A 15,970-nucleotide genomic window follows, 5' to 3' on the forward strand; every position below is an offset into this window, starting at 1 on the left:
TGGGGCAAGAGCGCTTTGCTTACTTTCGCGCTTTTCGAAAGTGAGCCGCCGTCAGGGCGGAACCCTAAGTGGCCGTTACCGCAGGAATGGATATGTACACGGTCCAACTGTGTTGACTGTCAGGCCGCCTTCGCGAGCAAGCCCGCTCCCACAGTTGGATCGCGGGGTGTCAGGTAGATAGGCGTCGGCTGGCAGGCCGCCATCGCAGGCAAGCCAGCTCCCACATTTGGACTGCGGGGGTGTCAGGTAGGTAGGCGTCGGCTGGCAGGCCGCCATCGCAGGCAAGCCAGCTCCCACATTTTGGATTGTGGGGTGTCAGGTGGGTAGGCGTCGGCTGGGAGGCAGTCATCGCAGGCAAGCCAGCCACAGACAGGATTTGCAGCCGACCGATTCGGCCCGGTGTTGCATGAATTCTGAGGATGCCCACCCGGCTCAAACAACGCAATCCTTGCGCCGCAACAAGCCCCAGAGCCGAGTGGACGGGGCGCATCATAAGGAGAGAAGCGGCACTTGTCCTCCAGACAATTCTGAACAAATGTGCACATTCCGTGTGTGTGGCGAGGGAGCTTGCTCCCGCTCGGCTGCGCAGCCGCCGCCAATGGGGGCGCTTCGCACCCCAGCGGGAGCAAGCTCCCTCGCCACGGGTTGCGGGTTTGCTTAAGCCAGCCGCTGCGCGATTTCGTCTTTGATCGACAGCCGCTTCTTCTTCAGGTTCTCCACCTCTTCATCGCTGGCACTGGCTTTTTCCGCTTTTAGCACCTTGGCGTCGGCGTCGTCGTATTGAGTGAGCAGTGAGTCCAACCGGTTGTCTTGCGCCCTGCGCTTGTGAACGCCTTCCTTGCTCAATCCCAAGTCCTGATACAGGTCGTGTTTCACTGGCATGGCGTACCTCCACAGATTGATCGATGGTCTACGCCCTTGAAGCTAGCCCATTCCAACAAGCCTTGTCATGTTTGAAGTCAAGAACGACCCGTTCGTCGCGGCGCACGCGATGGGATCAAACCTTTGCCCCGCCCTGCCCTCCACTGTAGATCGCCACCCCAGGGAGAACGGTTTTATGAATCACGTTGCCACTGCTGCCGACACCCAATGCATCAATACCCTACGCACCCTGGCCATGGATGCCGTGCAGAAGGCCAATTCGGGTCATCCTGGTACGCCTATGGCTCTGGCGCCGGTGGGGTACACACTGTGGCGTCGCTTCCTGCGTTATCACCCCGAACACCCCGACTGGCCCAACCGTGACCGTTTTGTGTTGTCGGTGGGGCATGCCTCGATGTTGCTGTATTCGCTATTGCATCTGGCCGGCGTGGTAGAGATCGACGCCCACGGCAAGCGTTCCGGCCAACCGGCCGTCAGCCTCGAGGATATCAAGCAGTTCCGGCAGATGGGCTCCAAGACCCCTGGCCACCCCGAGTACCGCATGACCACAGGCGTAGAAACCACCACCGGCCCGTTGGGCCAGGGCTGCGCCAACAGCGTGGGCATGGCCATGGCCGAGCGTTGGCTGGCTCAGCGCTTCAACCGCGACGGCCAGGTGCTGTTTGACTACGACGTCTACACCCTGTGCGGTGATGGCGACATGATGGAAGGCATCAGCAGCGAAGCCGCGTCCCTGGCCGGGCACTTGAAGCTCGATAACCTGTGCTGGATCTATGACAACAACACCATCAGCATCGAGGGCCACACTGAGTTGGCGTTCAGTGAAGACGTGATCCAACGCTTCCAGGCGTATGGCTGGCACACCGTGCATGTCACCGACGCCAATGACTTGCAGGCCTTGAGCGTGGCGCTGGAAACCTTCAAGGCCAACACCGGCGCGCCCACCTTGATCGTCGTGGACAGCGTGATCGGCTACGGCTCACCGCACAAGCACAATACCGCTGCTGCCCATGGCGAGCCGTTGGGGGACGATGAAATTCGCCTGACCAAGGCCGCCTATGGCTGGCCGCAGGATTCGAGCTTCCTGGTGCCGCAAGAGGCTCGCACAGTGTTGCGCGATGCCCTTTACGAACGTGCCGAGCCGTTGTATGCCGAATGGAACCAGGCCCTGGCCTCCCTCGACCCGCAACGGGCCGATGAACTGCAACGCATGCGCGCCGGGGAAATGCCCGAGCAATGGCAAGCGCACCTGCCAGACTTTGCCGCCGATGCCAAAGGCGTCGCCAGCCGTGCCTCAGGCGGCGAGGTGTTGAATGCCTTCGCCCAACAGATCCCCTGGCTGCTGGGCGGCTCGGCGGATTTGTCGCCCTCGACCAAGACCAACCTCACCTTCGACGACGCCGGGCGTTTCAGCGCGGATGATTACAGCGGGCGCAACCTGCACTTCGGTATTCGCGAACACGCCATGGGCGCAATCGCCAACGGCATGGCGCTGTCCTACCTGCGCCCGTATACCTCGACCTTCCTGGTATTCAGCGATTACATGAAACCGCCGATCCGCCTGGCGGCGATCATGGAATTACCCGTGATCTTCGTGTTTACCCATGACTCCATCGGCGTCGGCGAGGATGGACCGACACATCAGCCTATCGAACACCTCACCCAACTGCGGGCCACGCCGGGGCTGTTGACCTTGCGCCCGGGCGATGCCAATGAAACGCTGGAATTGTGGAAAGTCGCCTTGGCCCAGACTCATCGGCCCAGCTGTGTCGTGCTGTCACGCCAGCCGCTGCCCACCCTGGATCGCACCCAATACGCGACGGCCTGCGGTGCGGCCAAAGGTGCCTACGTGCTGGCCAGTGCGCAAAAGCCTGAGGTCATCCTGATAGGAACAGGCAGCGAAGTCAGCCTGGCGGTGGCCGCGTATGAGCAGCTCAAAGGTGAAGGCATTGCCGCCAGCGTGGTATCAATGCCCAGTTGGGAGCTGTTTGAAGACCAGGATCAAGCCTACCGCGACAGTGTGTTGCCGCCCGCAGTGAAAGCCCGCGTGGTGGTGGAACAGGCAGGTCCCTTGGGCTGGGACCGCTATGTCGGGCAGACCGGCGCCAAGGTGGTGATGAACAGCTTTGGCGCCTCGGCACCGCTGGCAAAGTTGCAGGAGAAATTCGGGTTTACCCTGGACAATGTGGTGAGGCTGGCCAAGCAACAGCTGCAGTTGGCTGAGCACTGACCCGCATAAGCGCGCGGGGCTGGTTCGCAGTCACGCCAGCAACCGCGCAAGTTCTTCACGGCAGTAGTCGACAAACAACTGCACCGGCTTGGTCAGCGGTGCACGGCGCAACCACACGGCCGACAACCCGGACCCCGTGACCGTTTCAGCCAGGGGAATGCACACCACCTTCTGCCCATCATAGGTGTACTCGCTGAAGGGTCTGGTCACCAGGACCGAGAACCCGAACCCGCGCCCCACCATGCCCCGCACCATCTCGATGGAGGGCGAGCTGAATACGATATTCGGGGTCAGCCCGCGCTCTTCGAAGATGCTCACGAAGTAGGTACGGCTGGGCAACACGTCCAGCAAAATCATTGGCTCCAGCACCAGGTCGGCCAGGGACACCCTGGCCTGCTGGGCGAAGCGGTGATCGGCCGGCAGCAACGCATAGGGCTGTTGGGGCGGCATCAGCGGCGTGGTCTCGATGGTGCCGCCCAGGTCGTGCTCAAACAACATCGCCACGTCGATACTGCCTGCGGTCAGCGCCTGCACCAGTTCTTGCTGCTCGCCATCGCGGATGCGGATCTCCACCCCTGGCCAGCGTGCCTTGAAGCCGGCGATCAAGCGTGGCAGGTACAACGGCGCCACGGTTTCAAAGCAGCCGATGTCGATCTGCCCGGCCACCACATCATTATCCGCCAGGGCGTTCTGCTCGAACTCATGGGCCACCCGCAAGAGCTCCAACGCCTTGCGATAAAAGCGCGCGCCACTGGGCGTAAGGGAAACGCCCTGGGCGTGGTGGCGGATAAACAGCTGCACGCCAAAGCTGTCTTCCAGCTGTTTGATCGCCGTGGACACCGACGGCTGGGCGATATACAGCTTGCGCGACGCCTCGGCGACGCTGCCGCATTCGGCCGTGGTCACAAAATATCTGAGCTGGCGCAGGTTGTAGGCAGCCATCGGCACCTCCATAAACGTGGGTTTTCGCCCCAAACAGGTGCGCAGATACACCGGTTTTTCAAGCCATTGAAGCCCATGCAACATACCGGAGCAAAAAACCACGTGAGATATTTTTTTTAAGGTCTATAGCAACAAACTTACTAATTTACCTGCCTGCGCCCATTACAGATGATCACTCCAACAACAAAGCGCCGCCCGTGCAGCGCATAGCGAAGTACGTCCACGTACTCACCTTGCCTTGGAGCTCGTCATGGTTACCACTGCAACATCCTCCGCCCCGCTCATCGAAAAACACACGATTGGATACGTGCCCCCGGAAGATCGCCATGGAAAGGTAAGAGACCTGTTCACCCTGTGGTTCGGCGGCAACATCGCGCCGTTGCCTATCGTCACTGGCGCACTGGGTGTGCAACTGTTCCACCTCAACCTGGTGTGGGGCATTGTCGCCATTCTTGTCGGCCATTTGGTCGGCGGTGTGTTGATGGCATTGCACTCAGCCCAGGGCCCGCAGATGGGCATCCCGCAGATGATCCAGAGCCGTGCTCAGTTCGGCTCCCTCGGCGCGTTGCTGGTGGTGGTGATTGCCGGGGTGATGTACATCGGCTTCTTCGCCTCCAACATTGTCCTGGCCGGTAAATCCCTGCATGGCGTGGTGGACGCCGTACCTGTACCGGTGGGCATCGTTATCGGCGCCATTGGTTCCGGGATCATCGGCATCATCGGCTATCGCTTCATCCACGTACTCAATCGCATCGGCACCTGGGTGCTTGGCGCCGGCATCGTGCTGGGCTTTGGCTACATCTTCACCCATGTTCAGACCACGGATTTCCTCACCCGTGGCAGCTTCAACATCTCCGGTTGGCTGGCCACCGTTTCCCTGGCCGCGCTGTGGCAGATCGCCTTTGCGCCCTACGTGTCGGACTATTCCCGCTACCTGCCAGCCGACGTGCCGGTAGCCGCCACCTTCTGGACCACCTACCTGGGCTCGGCGCTGGGGTCGAGCCTGGCGTTCATCTTCGGCGCCGTGGCAGTGCTCGCCACACCGGTAGGCATGGACACCATGGACGCCGTCAAACTCGCCACCGGCGCCATCGGCCCGCTGATGCTGGTGCTGTTCCTGCTCAGCGTGATCAGCCATAACGCCCTCAACCTGTACGGCGCGGTGCTGTCGATCATCACCCTGGTACAGACCTTCGCCTACCGCTGGATCCCCACCGCGAAAAGCCGTGCGGTGCTCTCCATCATCGTGCTGGCTGCCTGTTCGATTGCGGCGGTGTTTGCCTCCCAAGACTTCATCGGTCACTTCGTCGACATGGTGCTGGTGCTGCTCGTGGTGTTGGTGCCCTGGACGGCGATCAACCTGATCGACTTCTACGCCATTCACAAAGGCCAATACGACATCGCCTCGATCTTCCGCGTGGATGGCGGCATCTACGGCAAATACAACCCCCAGGCGCTGCTAGCCTACGCGGTGGGGATCGCGGTGCAGATTCCGTTCATGAACACGCCGCTGTACGTGGGGCCGATTTCGCAGCACATCAACGGCGCGGACTTGTCGTGGGTGGTGGGGCTGGCGGTGACCTCGCCGTTGTACTTCTGGTTGGCGAGTCGGGACAGTGCGTATAAGCGCCGGATGGACAGTGGCAAGTTGGTGGGTGGGGTTTGATACAGACTCTCGGTCGCGCCTGCCCTACCCGTTACAACGTGTAGGCGCGCGTTATCGTTGACGTTTTTCGCGAGCAAGCTCCTACAAGGGGTGATGAATGGCCGTGCGGTGCCATAGGCCCGATGTTTCTCTATGATGTGGCCTTTCACTGAACATCCCTGGAACCGCCCATGCCCACTCTCACCCTGCGCAACGCCCTGCCCACCGACGCCGCACGCTGCTTTCACATTGAAACCACCGCTTACGAAGGCGACGAAGCCGCAACGCTTGAAAAGATCGCCACGCGCATCGCGCAGTATCCCGAGGGATTTCTGATCCTGGAGGAAGATGGCGCAGTGGTGGGGTTCATCAACTCGGGCTGTGCCCATGAGGTGGTAATGTCGGACGAGGCCTTCAAGGAGTTGGTGGACCATGACGCCGAGGCGCCGAATGTGGTGATTATGTCGGTGGTGGTCGACCCGGCCCATCAAGGCAAAGGCTATGCAAAAAAACTGATGACCGCGTTCGTGCAGCGCATGGGAACACTGGGCAAGCAGACGATTCATCTAATGTGCAAGCAACAGCATGTGCCGTTGTACACCCGCATGGGCTACACCTACGTGCGCCCTTCGCCGTCGGATCACGGTGGGATGGCGTGGCATGAAATGGTGATGGCGTTGAAAGCCACACCGTCGCAGTAGTGATTGTGTGTTGCAAGGCATGAAACTGCCGAAAAGCCGTGCAGGGAACGAATGCTTTTCAACAGGTAAAAATCCTGGATTTGTCTGTGCTGTCTGACGTCAAGCCTGACGCTGCAAAGCGTTATCTCAGACTGTGCCTACAGCAACTTCTCCCGCTGTATGAGCTAACCACACAGGGGTTTCACACGCTTACATTCACGCGAAACAGGCCACATTGAGTGAAGGTTCCGGGCGCTGTAGCCTGCGAAACACCCCGCCAGGACCCTGCCCCGGCGGGGCATCTTCCTGGCTATCACAGAGGTGCAATCGTGTCTTCAATCAGTGGCTTCACCCCGTCCATCCCGACCTATCAACCTGTTTACGCAAGCAAGATCGATAACGATAAACCCAGGTACAACCCCTTGGAAGAAAACAGGGTTGGCGATGATGCAGAGGTGTCCGATGGCAAGTGCGGCTGGAAGAGCGTCGGCGACGAATATCGGGCCTACGCCAATCGCAATCGGTTTGATCGCCTCTTCCTGCCTTCGGACAAAAAAGCCATCCACGACGCGCAGATCCACCCTCTTCCCCATCGGTTTGATCAACACTTCCTGCCTTCTGACAAAAAAGCCATCCACGACGCGCAGTTCCACCCTCTTCCCCATCGGTTTGATCAGATCTTCCTGCCTTCTGACAAAAAGGTCATCGACGACGCGCAGATCCACCCTCTTCCCCGTCGGTTTGATCACCTCTGCCTGCCTTCGGACCAAAAGGTCACCCACGACGCGCAGATCCACCCTCTTCCCCATCGGTTTGATCACGGTTACCTGCCTTCGGACCAAAAGGTCATCGACGACGCTCCGAGCGTCGCCAATCGCGCGCCCATAGATTCCTAAATCAAATCCGACGGCAAGGGCGGTTGGGTCAAGGCGTAACAGTGCGACCGACTGTTTGCTATTCAAGCCGTTGCGCCTCCCCATGGTATTGCCAAACACGCGCTTGCCATGGGTGGGGTGCGAAAGCGTGGGCATCCGCCAGCGAGTCACCAACTGCCGGAAGCCCCACCACCGCCACTGGAACCACCACCACCGGACGAGCTGCTGCTAGAACTGCTGGAACTTGAACCGGAGCCACCGCCCGAGCCAGATCCAGCCCCCTCGCCAACCTTGCCAAAGATAATCAGCGCGACAAACGATGCGATAGGAAACGCCAGCAGCCAGCCGTCGCGGCCGCCGTCAATCACCCATCCTGCCAACACGTACACCACTACCGCCGCCAGCAGCCGCACGATAAAACCGGCGCGGCTGGTGCGCCATGTCTCTCTCATGATCAGCAGCAGTACCAGGTACAACCCCAGCACCACCAAGACGCCCAATGGCCACAGCAGCCAATGGATGAAACTGACATCCACGTACTGGTTTGCCATAACCAACCCGAGGCTGTAAGCCAGCAGCCCGATCACACAGTAAAACAGCGTACGCACCTGCCACAGCGCGCCGAATATCGCGCCGCCTATCAACAGCGTCAGCGGCATGACAAACAGGAACATCGGCCACTCCAAACCGCCCGCCAGCAGCGTCAACAACAGCGTGGCCGCCACGGCGGCGATCAACGCCTTGCGCCAATGCAGCTTGCCGGCTGCAATCGCCACGCCGCCCAAGCCGCCCAGGATAAGCGCCGCCAGCAATGCGATGAATTGGGGGTTGATCCCGGCTCCCGCCAGTTGCGGCAGGTCACCGCCGTCCACCAGCACGGTCAGGGCGTCCACCCCCTGTTGCACACCGCCGGCAAAATCGCCCTGGCGAAACGCCGGGGTGATCTGTTCTTCAATAATACGATGGGCCAGCAGGTCAGTGACGATGCCTTCCAGGCCGTAGCCCACCTCGATACGTACCTTGCGGTCGTCCTTGGCCACCACCAGCAGGATGCCGTCGTTGACGTCCTTGCGTCCCAGTTTCCAGGCACGAAACAGCTGGTTGGCGTAGCCTTCGATATCGGCGCTGCCGGTGGTTGGCACCAGCAATACCGCCACTTGCGCGCCTTTGCGTTGTTCAAGGTCAGCCAGTTGTTGCTTGAGGCGCTGGGCGGTGCCCGAGTCGAGGGTGTTTGTCAGGTCAATGACCCGCTGATCAAGGGCTACTCCAATCGGCGAGGTGTCCGCATGAGCGGTGATCAACAGGCTGGAAAATACCAGCGCCAGTAGGCTGAACACCGAGTGCCGCACAAGCACGATCATGTATGGTTACCTGAAGTCTGTCCCTGAAGGCGCCGACTTTACCTTATCTGCGTGCAAACGCGTGACCCAGGGCCTGCGACTATCTAAACTGCCGATTAGCTGCATAGCAATAAGCCATCTACGGGACGCCCATGGACCTAAGTCACCGCAACAATGTACATGTGATGGGCAACGGTCCCTCGACCCTGGTGTTTTCCCACGGTTTTGGTTGCAACCAGGCCATGTGGAATGCCTTGGCACCGCACTTTTTCGACCGCTTTCGCGTGGTGCTGTATGACCTGGTCGGCGCCGGCATGTCGGACTTGAGTGCGTTCGACAAAGCCAAATACAGCCGCCTGGATGGCTATGCCCATGACCTGAACGAGATTATCGACGCCTACGCCCAAGGCCCGGTGATTCTGGTGGGCCACTCGGTGAGCTCGATGATCGGCACTCTCGCTGATCGTTTCATCCCGGAACGCATTGCCGCGCACGTGATGATTGGCCCATCGCCGCGCTATATCGATACCGAAGAATATGTCGGCGGTTTCAAGCGCGACGACATCGACGACCTGCTCGACACCCTCGACAGCAACTACCTCGGCTGGTCCAGCGCCATGGCCCCGGTGATCATGGGCGCCCCGACGCAGCCGCACCTGAGCGAGGCGCTCACCGACAGCTTCTGTCGCACCGAGCCGGACATCGCCAAGCAGTTCGCCCGCGTGACCTTCCTGTCGGATAACCGCCAGGATGTGTTCGGCCTGACCACCCCGGTGCTGATCCTGCAATCGACCGACGACCTGATCGCCCCCGTGGCCGTGGGTGAATACCTGCACACCGTATTACCTAACAGCACTTATTGCCTGGTCGAAAATGTCGGCCATTGCCCGCATATGAGCGCCCCCCAGGCGTGTGCCGCGGCGATGGACCGGTTCCTGGCCCCTTGGGCGGCTGCCGATGCCCGTTGACCCGTTGTTTGACAGCGCGGCCTGTGCCCTGGCGGTGACCCAGGAAGACGGCACGATCCTGCACGTCAACCCACGCTTGTGCGATTGGCTGGGCTTCACGGCGGCCGAACTGCTGGGCCGGCGCTTCCAGGACCTGCTGGCCATGGGCGGGCGGATTTTCTACCAGACGCACCTGGCGCCAATGCTGCGCATGCACGGCAGCGTCACCGAGGTGAAACTCGACATCCGCCATTGCAACGGGCACAAAGTCACGGTCTTGCTCAATGCCAACCAGCGCCAGCAGCCGGACGGCGTGGTGTATGACCTGGCGCTGTTCGGCACCACCGACCGTGACAAGTACGAGCGCGAACTGCTCAATGCGCGCAAGCAGGCCGAAGCCCTGCTGCAGGAAAAAACCGCCACGGAACTGGCCCTGCAACAGGCCCAGGCCGAGCTGAGCGAGGCCTACGCCATTGCCCAGCGCCGGGCGTTGTTTGCCGAACAGATGGTGGCGATTGTCAGCCACGACCTGAAAAACCCTCTGACGGCGATCCGCATGGCCGCCGACTTTCTCCAGCGCGGCGAGCGCACGGCCAAGGAGCGCCAGCTACTGGGGCACATCGGCCAGTCTTCCGAACGCGCCCATCGCATGATCGCCGACCTGCTGGACTTCACCCAGGCCCGGGTCGGCCAGGGCATTACCATCAAGCCGAAACCGCTGGACCTGCATGGCGTTATTCATCGCAGCGTCGACGAACTGCGGGTGGCCTTCCCCAAGGCCACGCTGGTGCATAACGCCGAGGGCCAGGGCGACGCCTGCCTGGACGCCGACCGTGTGCAACAGATGATCGGTAACCTGGTGGCCAACAGCGTGGCCTATGGCGACTTGCTGCAGCCGATTACCATCACCTCACGCCTGGGCGACAACACCTGCGCGGTTGCGGTGCACAACCACGGCCCGGCGATTCCCCAAACCCTGCTGGCCGGGTTGTTCGAACCCATGACCCGCGGCACCGACCAAGGCAGCGACGTGCGTAGCGTAGGCCTGGGCCTGTATATCGTGCGCGAACTGGCCAAAGTACATGGCGGCGACGTGGCGGTGAGTTCCTGTGCGAGTGCCGGCACCACGTTTACCGTGAAGTTCTAGTCCAGGTACGCGGTGCCCTGCATGATCGGCTCGACACGGCCGGTCAATATCACGCCGCCCTGCCCGTCCCATTGCACCGTGACCGCGCCACCGTCGCACTGGACTTCCACACGCTCATCGAGCAGCCCTCGCCGGATGCCGTTGACGACCGCCCCGCAACAGCATGAGCCGGACCCCAGCGGCACACCGCCGCCACGCTCCCAGATACGCAGGCGGATATGGCTGCGGTCCAGCACTTGCACGAAATGCACATTGGTCCTGGCCGGAAACAGCGGGTGAACTTCCAGGGTCGAGCCTATGGCCTCAATATCGAGCGCAGTCACATCCTCTACAAAAAACGTGCAATGCGGGTTGCCCATGCTGCACGCTGCCGGCTGGCCGTCGATAGGCAACACGCAGGTGTCCATCGCCTTGACCAAGGGTACCGACGCCCAGCCCAGCGAGGGTGCGCCCATGTCCACCGACACCCGCTGCCCATCAGCACGTGTGCATGTCAGCAAACCGCGGTCGCTAAGCAGCACAATGGCCTCGGCACCTGCCTCATGCATCAGGCGATCGGCCACGCCACGAGTCGCGCTGCCGCAGGTTTGCAGGCGTGTTCCGTCGGGGTTCCAGAACTGAACGCGCGCGGCGGCCTGCTCACAGTCGAGCACTACCGCCAGTTGATTGAAACCGATGCCGGTGCGGCGGTTACCCAGGTGGCGGGCAATCTGCGCATTAATGGGGTTATCCTCGCCACGGCGGTCGATGATAATGAAGTCATCGCCGTGGGCGTGCATCTTCACGAACGGCAGGGTCATGGGCGCTCCTGTGGGTGAAATGAGTCACGCGGTTCTAATACCACTGTAGGAGCGAGCTTGCTCGCGAAAAACTCACAGGCACCGCGTTTATCCAGGCAGTACGCGTTTTTGTTGGCGTTTTTCGCGAGCAAGCTCGCTCCTACATATGGGGTTGATGGGTCATGCTTATTGTATTCAGCGGCTTGCCTGGCAGTGGCAAGACCACGATTGCCAGGGAGCTGGCGCGACAGTTGGGCGCGGTTTACCTGCGTATTGATGTGATTGAGCAGGCGCTGCGGGAGGCTGCGGTGTTGGCGGGCGATGTGGGGGCCAGTGGCTACGGTGTGGCGAATGCGCTGGCGCTGAGTAACCTGCGCCTGGGACAGCGGGTGATCGCCGATTGTGTGAACCCGGTGAAGGAAAGCCGCGATGCCTGGCAAGCGGTGGCGACAGCGGCCGGCGTGGCACTGATCAATATCGAGGTAGTGTGTACCGATCAGCAGGCGCATCGGCGCCGAGTCGAAGGGCGTGTGGGCGATATTCCGGGGCTGGTGCCACCGACCTGGGAATCGGTGCAGATGCATGAGTATGAACGTTGGGAGGCGCCACCGTTCAGGCTGGATACGGCGCAGATGACACCGGCAGAGGCTGTCGCGGCAGCCTTGCTCCATATAGGCTAACCCCCTGTGGCGAGGGAGCTTGCTCCCGCTGGGGCGCGAAGCGGCCCGCTCTTTGTGGGACTGCTACGCAGTCCAGCGGGAGCAAGCTCCGTCGCCACAATCTTTAGAAGTTACCGCGCAGCGCCTCAAGCCCGCCTTCGTAAATACCGGCAAACAATTCCTCGACTTGCGCATCGGTGGTACCCGCTGCCGGCGTGAACACGCCGGACCAGGTCACTTTCGCCGAGGTGTCCGTCAACGCTTCCACCTGCAAGGTCGACAGGTAAGCACTCACCGGAAACGGCGACGCTTCAATGGTGTAGCTGTAGGTGCGCGCCACGTTGTCGAAAGTCTGCAAGCGCTCGACAATCGTGCCGCCGTCAGCGGCGGTCAGGTGACGCACACGGCCACCCTCGCTCGGCTCGCTCTTGGCAATAAAAGGCAGCCAGTCGGGCAGGCTGTTGAAGCCGCCAATCAGTTGCCAGACCTGGTCGGCCGATACCGCAATTTCAATCACAGAAGAAGCTGTTGCCACAATCAATACTCCAGTCAGGAAAAAATCAGATTGCCATGCTGTCGACAACGCCACCGTCGACCCGCAGCGCGGCACCGGTCGTCGCCGAAGACAGCGGTGAAGCAATGTACGCCACCAGGTTCGCCACTTCATCCACATTGGCCGCACGCTGGATGATCGAGGTGGGCCGCGCATGGCGCACAAACACATCTGCTTCGTCTCGGGCACTGCGCCCGGATTCGGCCGTGGCGTCCTTGAGCATGTGTTCCAGGCCATCGGTAAAGGTCGGCCCCGGCAAGATAGCATTCACCGTCACCCCAGTACCCGCCAGGCGCTTGGCCAAGCCGTGGGACACCGCCAGGTTGGCGCTTTTGGTCACTCCGTAGTTGATCATGTCGGCCGGCGTCGCCACGCCGGATTCGGACGACACGAAGATCACCCGGCCCCAGCCCTGCTCGACCATACCCGGCACATAATGCCGCGCCAGGCGCACGCCGGAGATCACATTGACCTCATAGAAGCGCGCCCACTCACTGTCCGGCGCGTCGAAGAAATCCACCGCGTCGAAGATGCCCAGGTTGTTGACCAGAATGTCGGCGCGGGGTTCGGCGGCGAAGAGTTTCTGTGCGCCTTCAACGGTACCGAGGTCGGCCACTAAACCACGCAGTTGAGCAGCGGGAACCGCCTGGCGAATGCTTGCCAAGGCGTCGTCCACCTTGCCTGCATCACGCCCGATCACCACCACCGTGGCACCGGATTGCGCCAGGGCCTGGCTGATGCCCAGGCCGATACCGGCGGTGCTGCCGCTGACAATAGCCACTTTGCCGCTTACATCAATCTTCATGCTCAAGCTCCTTAACGTGAGAGAGGCAAAGGTGCACGGTCCGAGATCAAGCGGGCCTCGCGCAACGCTTGCCAGAAGGCTGCTGGAATCCGTTCAGACAACGCCGCGACGTCTTCGGCAATCCGCCCCGGACGACTGGCACCGGGAATCACCGCCGCCACCGCCGGATGCGCCAGTGAGAACTGTAGCGCAGCGGCCTTGATACTGACGCCAAACGTCTGGGCAATTGCCTTGATCTGCTCGACCTTGGCAATGATCGCCGGGCTGGCTTGCTGGTATTCAAAATGCGCACCGCCAGCGAGGATGCCGGAGCTGTACGGGCCACCGACGACGATCTCCACCTGCTGGGCGTGGGCCGCGTCCATCAGGCGCTGCAAGGCGCGGTCGTGATCCAGCAGCGTGTAGCGCCCCGCCAGCAGAAAACCGTCAGGCTGGGCTTCGGTCAGGTCCAGGGTCAATTCGCAAGGCTCGACACGATTGACGCCCAGCCCCCACGCCTTGATCACACCTTGCTCGCGCAAACGGGTGAGTACTTTGAAGGCGCCAGTGCGGGCCTGGTTGAAGTATTCCAGCCATTGGTCGCCGTAGAAATCCTGGGCGATGTCGTGAACCCACACGATGTCCAGGCGATCGGTTTGCAGGCGTGTCAGGCTGTCTTCAATGGAGCGCAAGGTGGCGTCGGCGCTGTAGTCATTGAGTATTTTATTCGGGCGGCCGTGTTCGAATACGCCGCTTTTTTCGCCAAGGTCACGGGCGGTTTCTTCGACTTCATCCAGAATCACCCGGCCGACCTTGGTGCTGAGCACGTAGTCATCGCGGTGATAGTTGGACAGGGCCTGGCCCAAGCGGATTTCCGACAGGCCCGAGCCGTAAAACGGCGCGGTATCGAAGTAACGCACGCCCTGGCTCCAGGCGGCCTCGACGGTGGCCTGGGCTTCTTCTTCGGGGATAGCGCGAAACATATTGCCCAAGGGGGCGGTGCCAAAGCCCAGTACGCCGGGCAGTGTGTCTTTCAAGCTCATGGTGGTTCCTCAATCGGTGCGAGGTCGCTGTGACCGTTGAGCAAATGCTAGATTGCACTGATCAGACCGTCCAAGACATACTGCGACCAACTTGAGTCCTTGCAGGTCTTACATGATTGATCTACGCCAGTTGCGCTACTTCGAAGTGGTAGCCGAAGAAGAACACGTCGGCCGCGCCGCCGAGCGCTTGCACATTTCCCAATCGCCCCTGAGCCGGCAGATCGCCCAGCTCGAGGAACGCCTGGGCCTTACCCTGTTCGAACGCAGCCAGCAGCGTATCCGCTTGACCCGCGACGGCCAGACTTTCCTGGCCGAAACCAAGGCACTGCTGACCCACGCCAACCGCCTGGAGTCTCTGGGCAAGCGCCTGGGCCGCGGCGAAGAAGGCGGTTTGTGCATCGGTTATATCGAAAACGCCATGCACGCCGGTGTCTTGCCCAATGCCTTGCGCATACTGCGCGACGATCGGCCCGCCGTGCATATCAAGCTGTATAACCTGCCCTCCCTGGAACAACTCGAAGGTTTGCGCCAACGCAGCCTGGACATCGCCCTGGTGGGCGAACCACCTGCCGCCGACGACCCGGACCTGACCGCCTGGCAAGTACTCGATGACCCGATGCTACTGGCCCTGCCCGAACAGCATCCGCTGGTTCAACAACATGAGCTGTGGCCCGAACACCTGGCCGACCAACAATGGATCGGCGTGCAGCGCAAACCTGGCGCCAACCCGGCCGATGATTTCGTCGCCGCCTGTATCCGCGCCGGTTTCACCCCGCAGATCCCCATGGAGGCCAGCGAGCCCTTTACTGCATTAGGCCTGGTCGCGTCGGGGCTAGGGGTGGCGATGGTGCAAAAGGGCCTGAGCCGCAACGCTCCACCGGGCGTGGTATTGCGCGAACTGCCGTGGCTGGCCTACACCACACCGCTGTGGGCGGCCTGGCACCGCGTCAACTTGAGGCCGTTGGTGGAAACCTTTCGCAAAGTGCTGACCGAACCTGAGGCTATCTGACTGACGTCCCACAGGGTGTCTATGCCGGGTGATGACTTTGTGCGCAACGCAGAACCAGTGTGGGAGCTGGCTTGATCTGCGATAGCGGTAGTTCAGCCGCCATCAATGTTGGTGAACCGACGTCTTCGCGGGCAAGCCCGCTCCCACAGGCGACCTATGCCGGGTGATGACTTTGTGCGCAACGCAGAACCAGTGTGGGAGCTGGCTTGCCTGCGATAGCGGTGGTTCAGCCGCCATCAATGTTGGTGAACCGACGTCTTCGCGGGCAAGCCCGCTCCCACAGGGGACCTATGCCGGGTGATGACTTTGTGGGCAACGCAGAACCCGTGTGGGAGCTGGCTTGCCTGCGATAGCGGTGGTTCAGCCGCCATCAATGTTGGTGAACCGACGTCTTCGCGGGCAAGCCCGCTCCCACAGGGGATCTATGCCGGGTGATGATTTTGTGGGCAACGCCG

At 61.2% G+C, this 15,970-nt stretch carries 15 protein-coding genes; 8 read left to right on the forward strand and 7 right to left on the reverse strand.

The features are described 5' to 3' along the window. Window positions 1–657: 657 nt before the first annotated feature. A complete protein-coding gene (locus GIV35_RS21755) occupies window positions 658–882 on the reverse strand; it encodes a YdcH family protein (RefSeq protein ID WP_236304660.1) in 225 nt (74 codons plus the stop codon). A gap of 175 nt (window positions 883–1,057) precedes the next feature. Between GIV35_RS21755 and tkt the strand changes: the two genes are divergently transcribed. Further along, window positions 1,058–3,112, forward strand: coding sequence for a transketolase (gene tkt / locus GIV35_RS21760; protein ID WP_236265761.1), 2,055 nt, complete (start codon window positions 1,058–1,060; stop codon window positions 3,110–3,112). Between the two features lie 30 nt (window positions 3,113–3,142). Here tkt and GIV35_RS21765 read toward each other — a convergent pair whose 3' ends face one another. Beyond that, the gene (locus GIV35_RS21765) at window positions 3,143–4,054 is read right to left on the reverse strand and encodes a LysR substrate-binding domain-containing protein (protein ID WP_057977176.1); all 912 of its coding nucleotides are present in this window, start codon (window positions 4,052–4,054) and stop codon (window positions 3,143–3,145) included. 250 nt (window positions 4,055–4,304) lie between these two features. Between GIV35_RS21765 and GIV35_RS21770 the strand changes: the two genes are divergently transcribed. The 3 genes from GIV35_RS21770 to GIV35_RS21780 all read left to right on the forward strand — a co-directional run bounded on the left by GIV35_RS21770 (window position 4,305) and on the right by GIV35_RS21780 (window position 7,275). Beyond that, window positions 4,305–5,720, forward strand: coding sequence for a purine-cytosine permease family protein (locus tag GIV35_RS21770; RefSeq protein WP_105226618.1), 1,416 nt, complete (start codon window positions 4,305–4,307; stop codon window positions 5,718–5,720). Window positions 5,721–5,890: 170 nt separating this feature from the next. After that, window positions 5,891–6,400, forward strand: coding sequence for a GNAT family N-acetyltransferase (locus GIV35_RS21775; protein ID WP_236265760.1), 510 nt, complete (start codon window positions 5,891–5,893; stop codon window positions 6,398–6,400). 308 nt (window positions 6,401–6,708) lie between these two features. After that, on the forward strand, window positions 6,709–7,275 hold the full coding sequence (locus GIV35_RS21780; RefSeq protein ID WP_146120442.1) for a hypothetical protein: 567 nt from the start codon (window positions 6,709–6,711) through the stop codon (window positions 7,273–7,275). 146 nt (window positions 7,276–7,421) lie between these two features. Here GIV35_RS21780 and GIV35_RS21785 read toward each other — a convergent pair whose 3' ends face one another. Further along, the gene (locus tag GIV35_RS21785) at window positions 7,422–8,615 is read right to left on the reverse strand and encodes a TPM domain-containing protein (RefSeq protein ID WP_223024479.1); all 1,194 of its coding nucleotides are present in this window, start codon (window positions 8,613–8,615) and stop codon (window positions 7,422–7,424) included. Between the two features lie 131 nt (window positions 8,616–8,746). Here GIV35_RS21785 and GIV35_RS21790 point away from each other — a divergent pair, with 131 nt between their 5' ends. Both GIV35_RS21790 and GIV35_RS21795 read left to right on the forward strand, forming a co-directional pair. Beyond that, window positions 8,747–9,562, forward strand: coding sequence for an alpha/beta fold hydrolase (locus GIV35_RS21790; protein WP_202691599.1), 816 nt, complete (start codon window positions 8,747–8,749; stop codon window positions 9,560–9,562). Next, window positions 9,552–10,688: a PAS domain-containing sensor histidine kinase gene (locus GIV35_RS21795; RefSeq protein ID WP_236265035.1), complete on the forward strand. Its 1,137-nt coding sequence runs from the start codon at window positions 9,552–9,554 to the stop codon at window positions 10,686–10,688. The genes GIV35_RS21790 and GIV35_RS21795 overlap by 11 nt, the downstream gene beginning before the upstream one ends. On the opposite strand, the gene dapF is transcribed toward GIV35_RS21795, so the two are convergent. Continuing rightward, the gene (dapF, locus tag GIV35_RS21800; RefSeq protein WP_105226614.1) at window positions 10,685–11,488 is read right to left on the reverse strand and encodes a diaminopimelate epimerase; all 804 of its coding nucleotides are present in this window, start codon (window positions 11,486–11,488) and stop codon (window positions 10,685–10,687) included. The genes GIV35_RS21795 and dapF overlap by 4 nt on opposite strands. A 161-nt stretch (window positions 11,489–11,649) precedes the next feature. On the opposite strand from dapF, the gene GIV35_RS21805 reads away from it, so the two are divergent. Further along, window positions 11,650–12,147 (forward strand): AAA family ATPase, encoded by a 498-nt coding sequence (locus tag GIV35_RS21805; protein ID WP_223024481.1) that lies wholly within the window; start codon window positions 11,650–11,652, stop codon window positions 12,145–12,147. A 103-nt stretch (window positions 12,148–12,250) separates the two neighbouring features. Here the strand turns inward: GIV35_RS21805 and GIV35_RS21810 are convergent, their stop codons facing one another. From GIV35_RS21810 to GIV35_RS21820, 3 genes are read right to left on the reverse strand one after another with little or no spacing between them, the layout of a single operon-like run. Beyond that, complete coding sequence (locus GIV35_RS21810) at window positions 12,251–12,661, reverse strand: SRPBCC family protein (RefSeq protein WP_034125770.1); 411 nt, start codon at window positions 12,659–12,661, stop codon at window positions 12,251–12,253. Window positions 12,662–12,686: 25 nt separating this feature from the next. After that, window positions 12,687–13,484, reverse strand: a complete 798-nt coding sequence (locus GIV35_RS21815; RefSeq protein WP_060763740.1) for an SDR family NAD(P)-dependent oxidoreductase — start codon at window positions 13,482–13,484, stop codon at window positions 12,687–12,689. A gap of 11 nt (window positions 13,485–13,495) precedes the next feature. After that, window positions 13,496–14,506: an aldo/keto reductase gene (locus GIV35_RS21820; RefSeq protein WP_236265033.1), complete on the reverse strand. Its 1,011-nt coding sequence runs from the start codon at window positions 14,504–14,506 to the stop codon at window positions 13,496–13,498. A 112-nt stretch (window positions 14,507–14,618) separates the two neighbouring features. Between GIV35_RS21820 and GIV35_RS21825 the strand changes: the two genes are divergently transcribed. Continuing rightward, on the forward strand, window positions 14,619–15,515 hold the full coding sequence (locus GIV35_RS21825) for a LysR substrate-binding domain-containing protein (protein WP_105226609.1): 897 nt from the start codon (window positions 14,619–14,621) through the stop codon (window positions 15,513–15,515). Window positions 15,516–15,970: the final 455 nt, after the last annotated feature.

It is taken from the genome of Pseudomonas sp. PA-1-6B (assembly GCF_021609545.1).
Lineage (GTDB): Bacteria > Pseudomonadota > Gammaproteobacteria > Pseudomonadales > Pseudomonadaceae > Aquipseudomonas > Aquipseudomonas fluorescens_BV.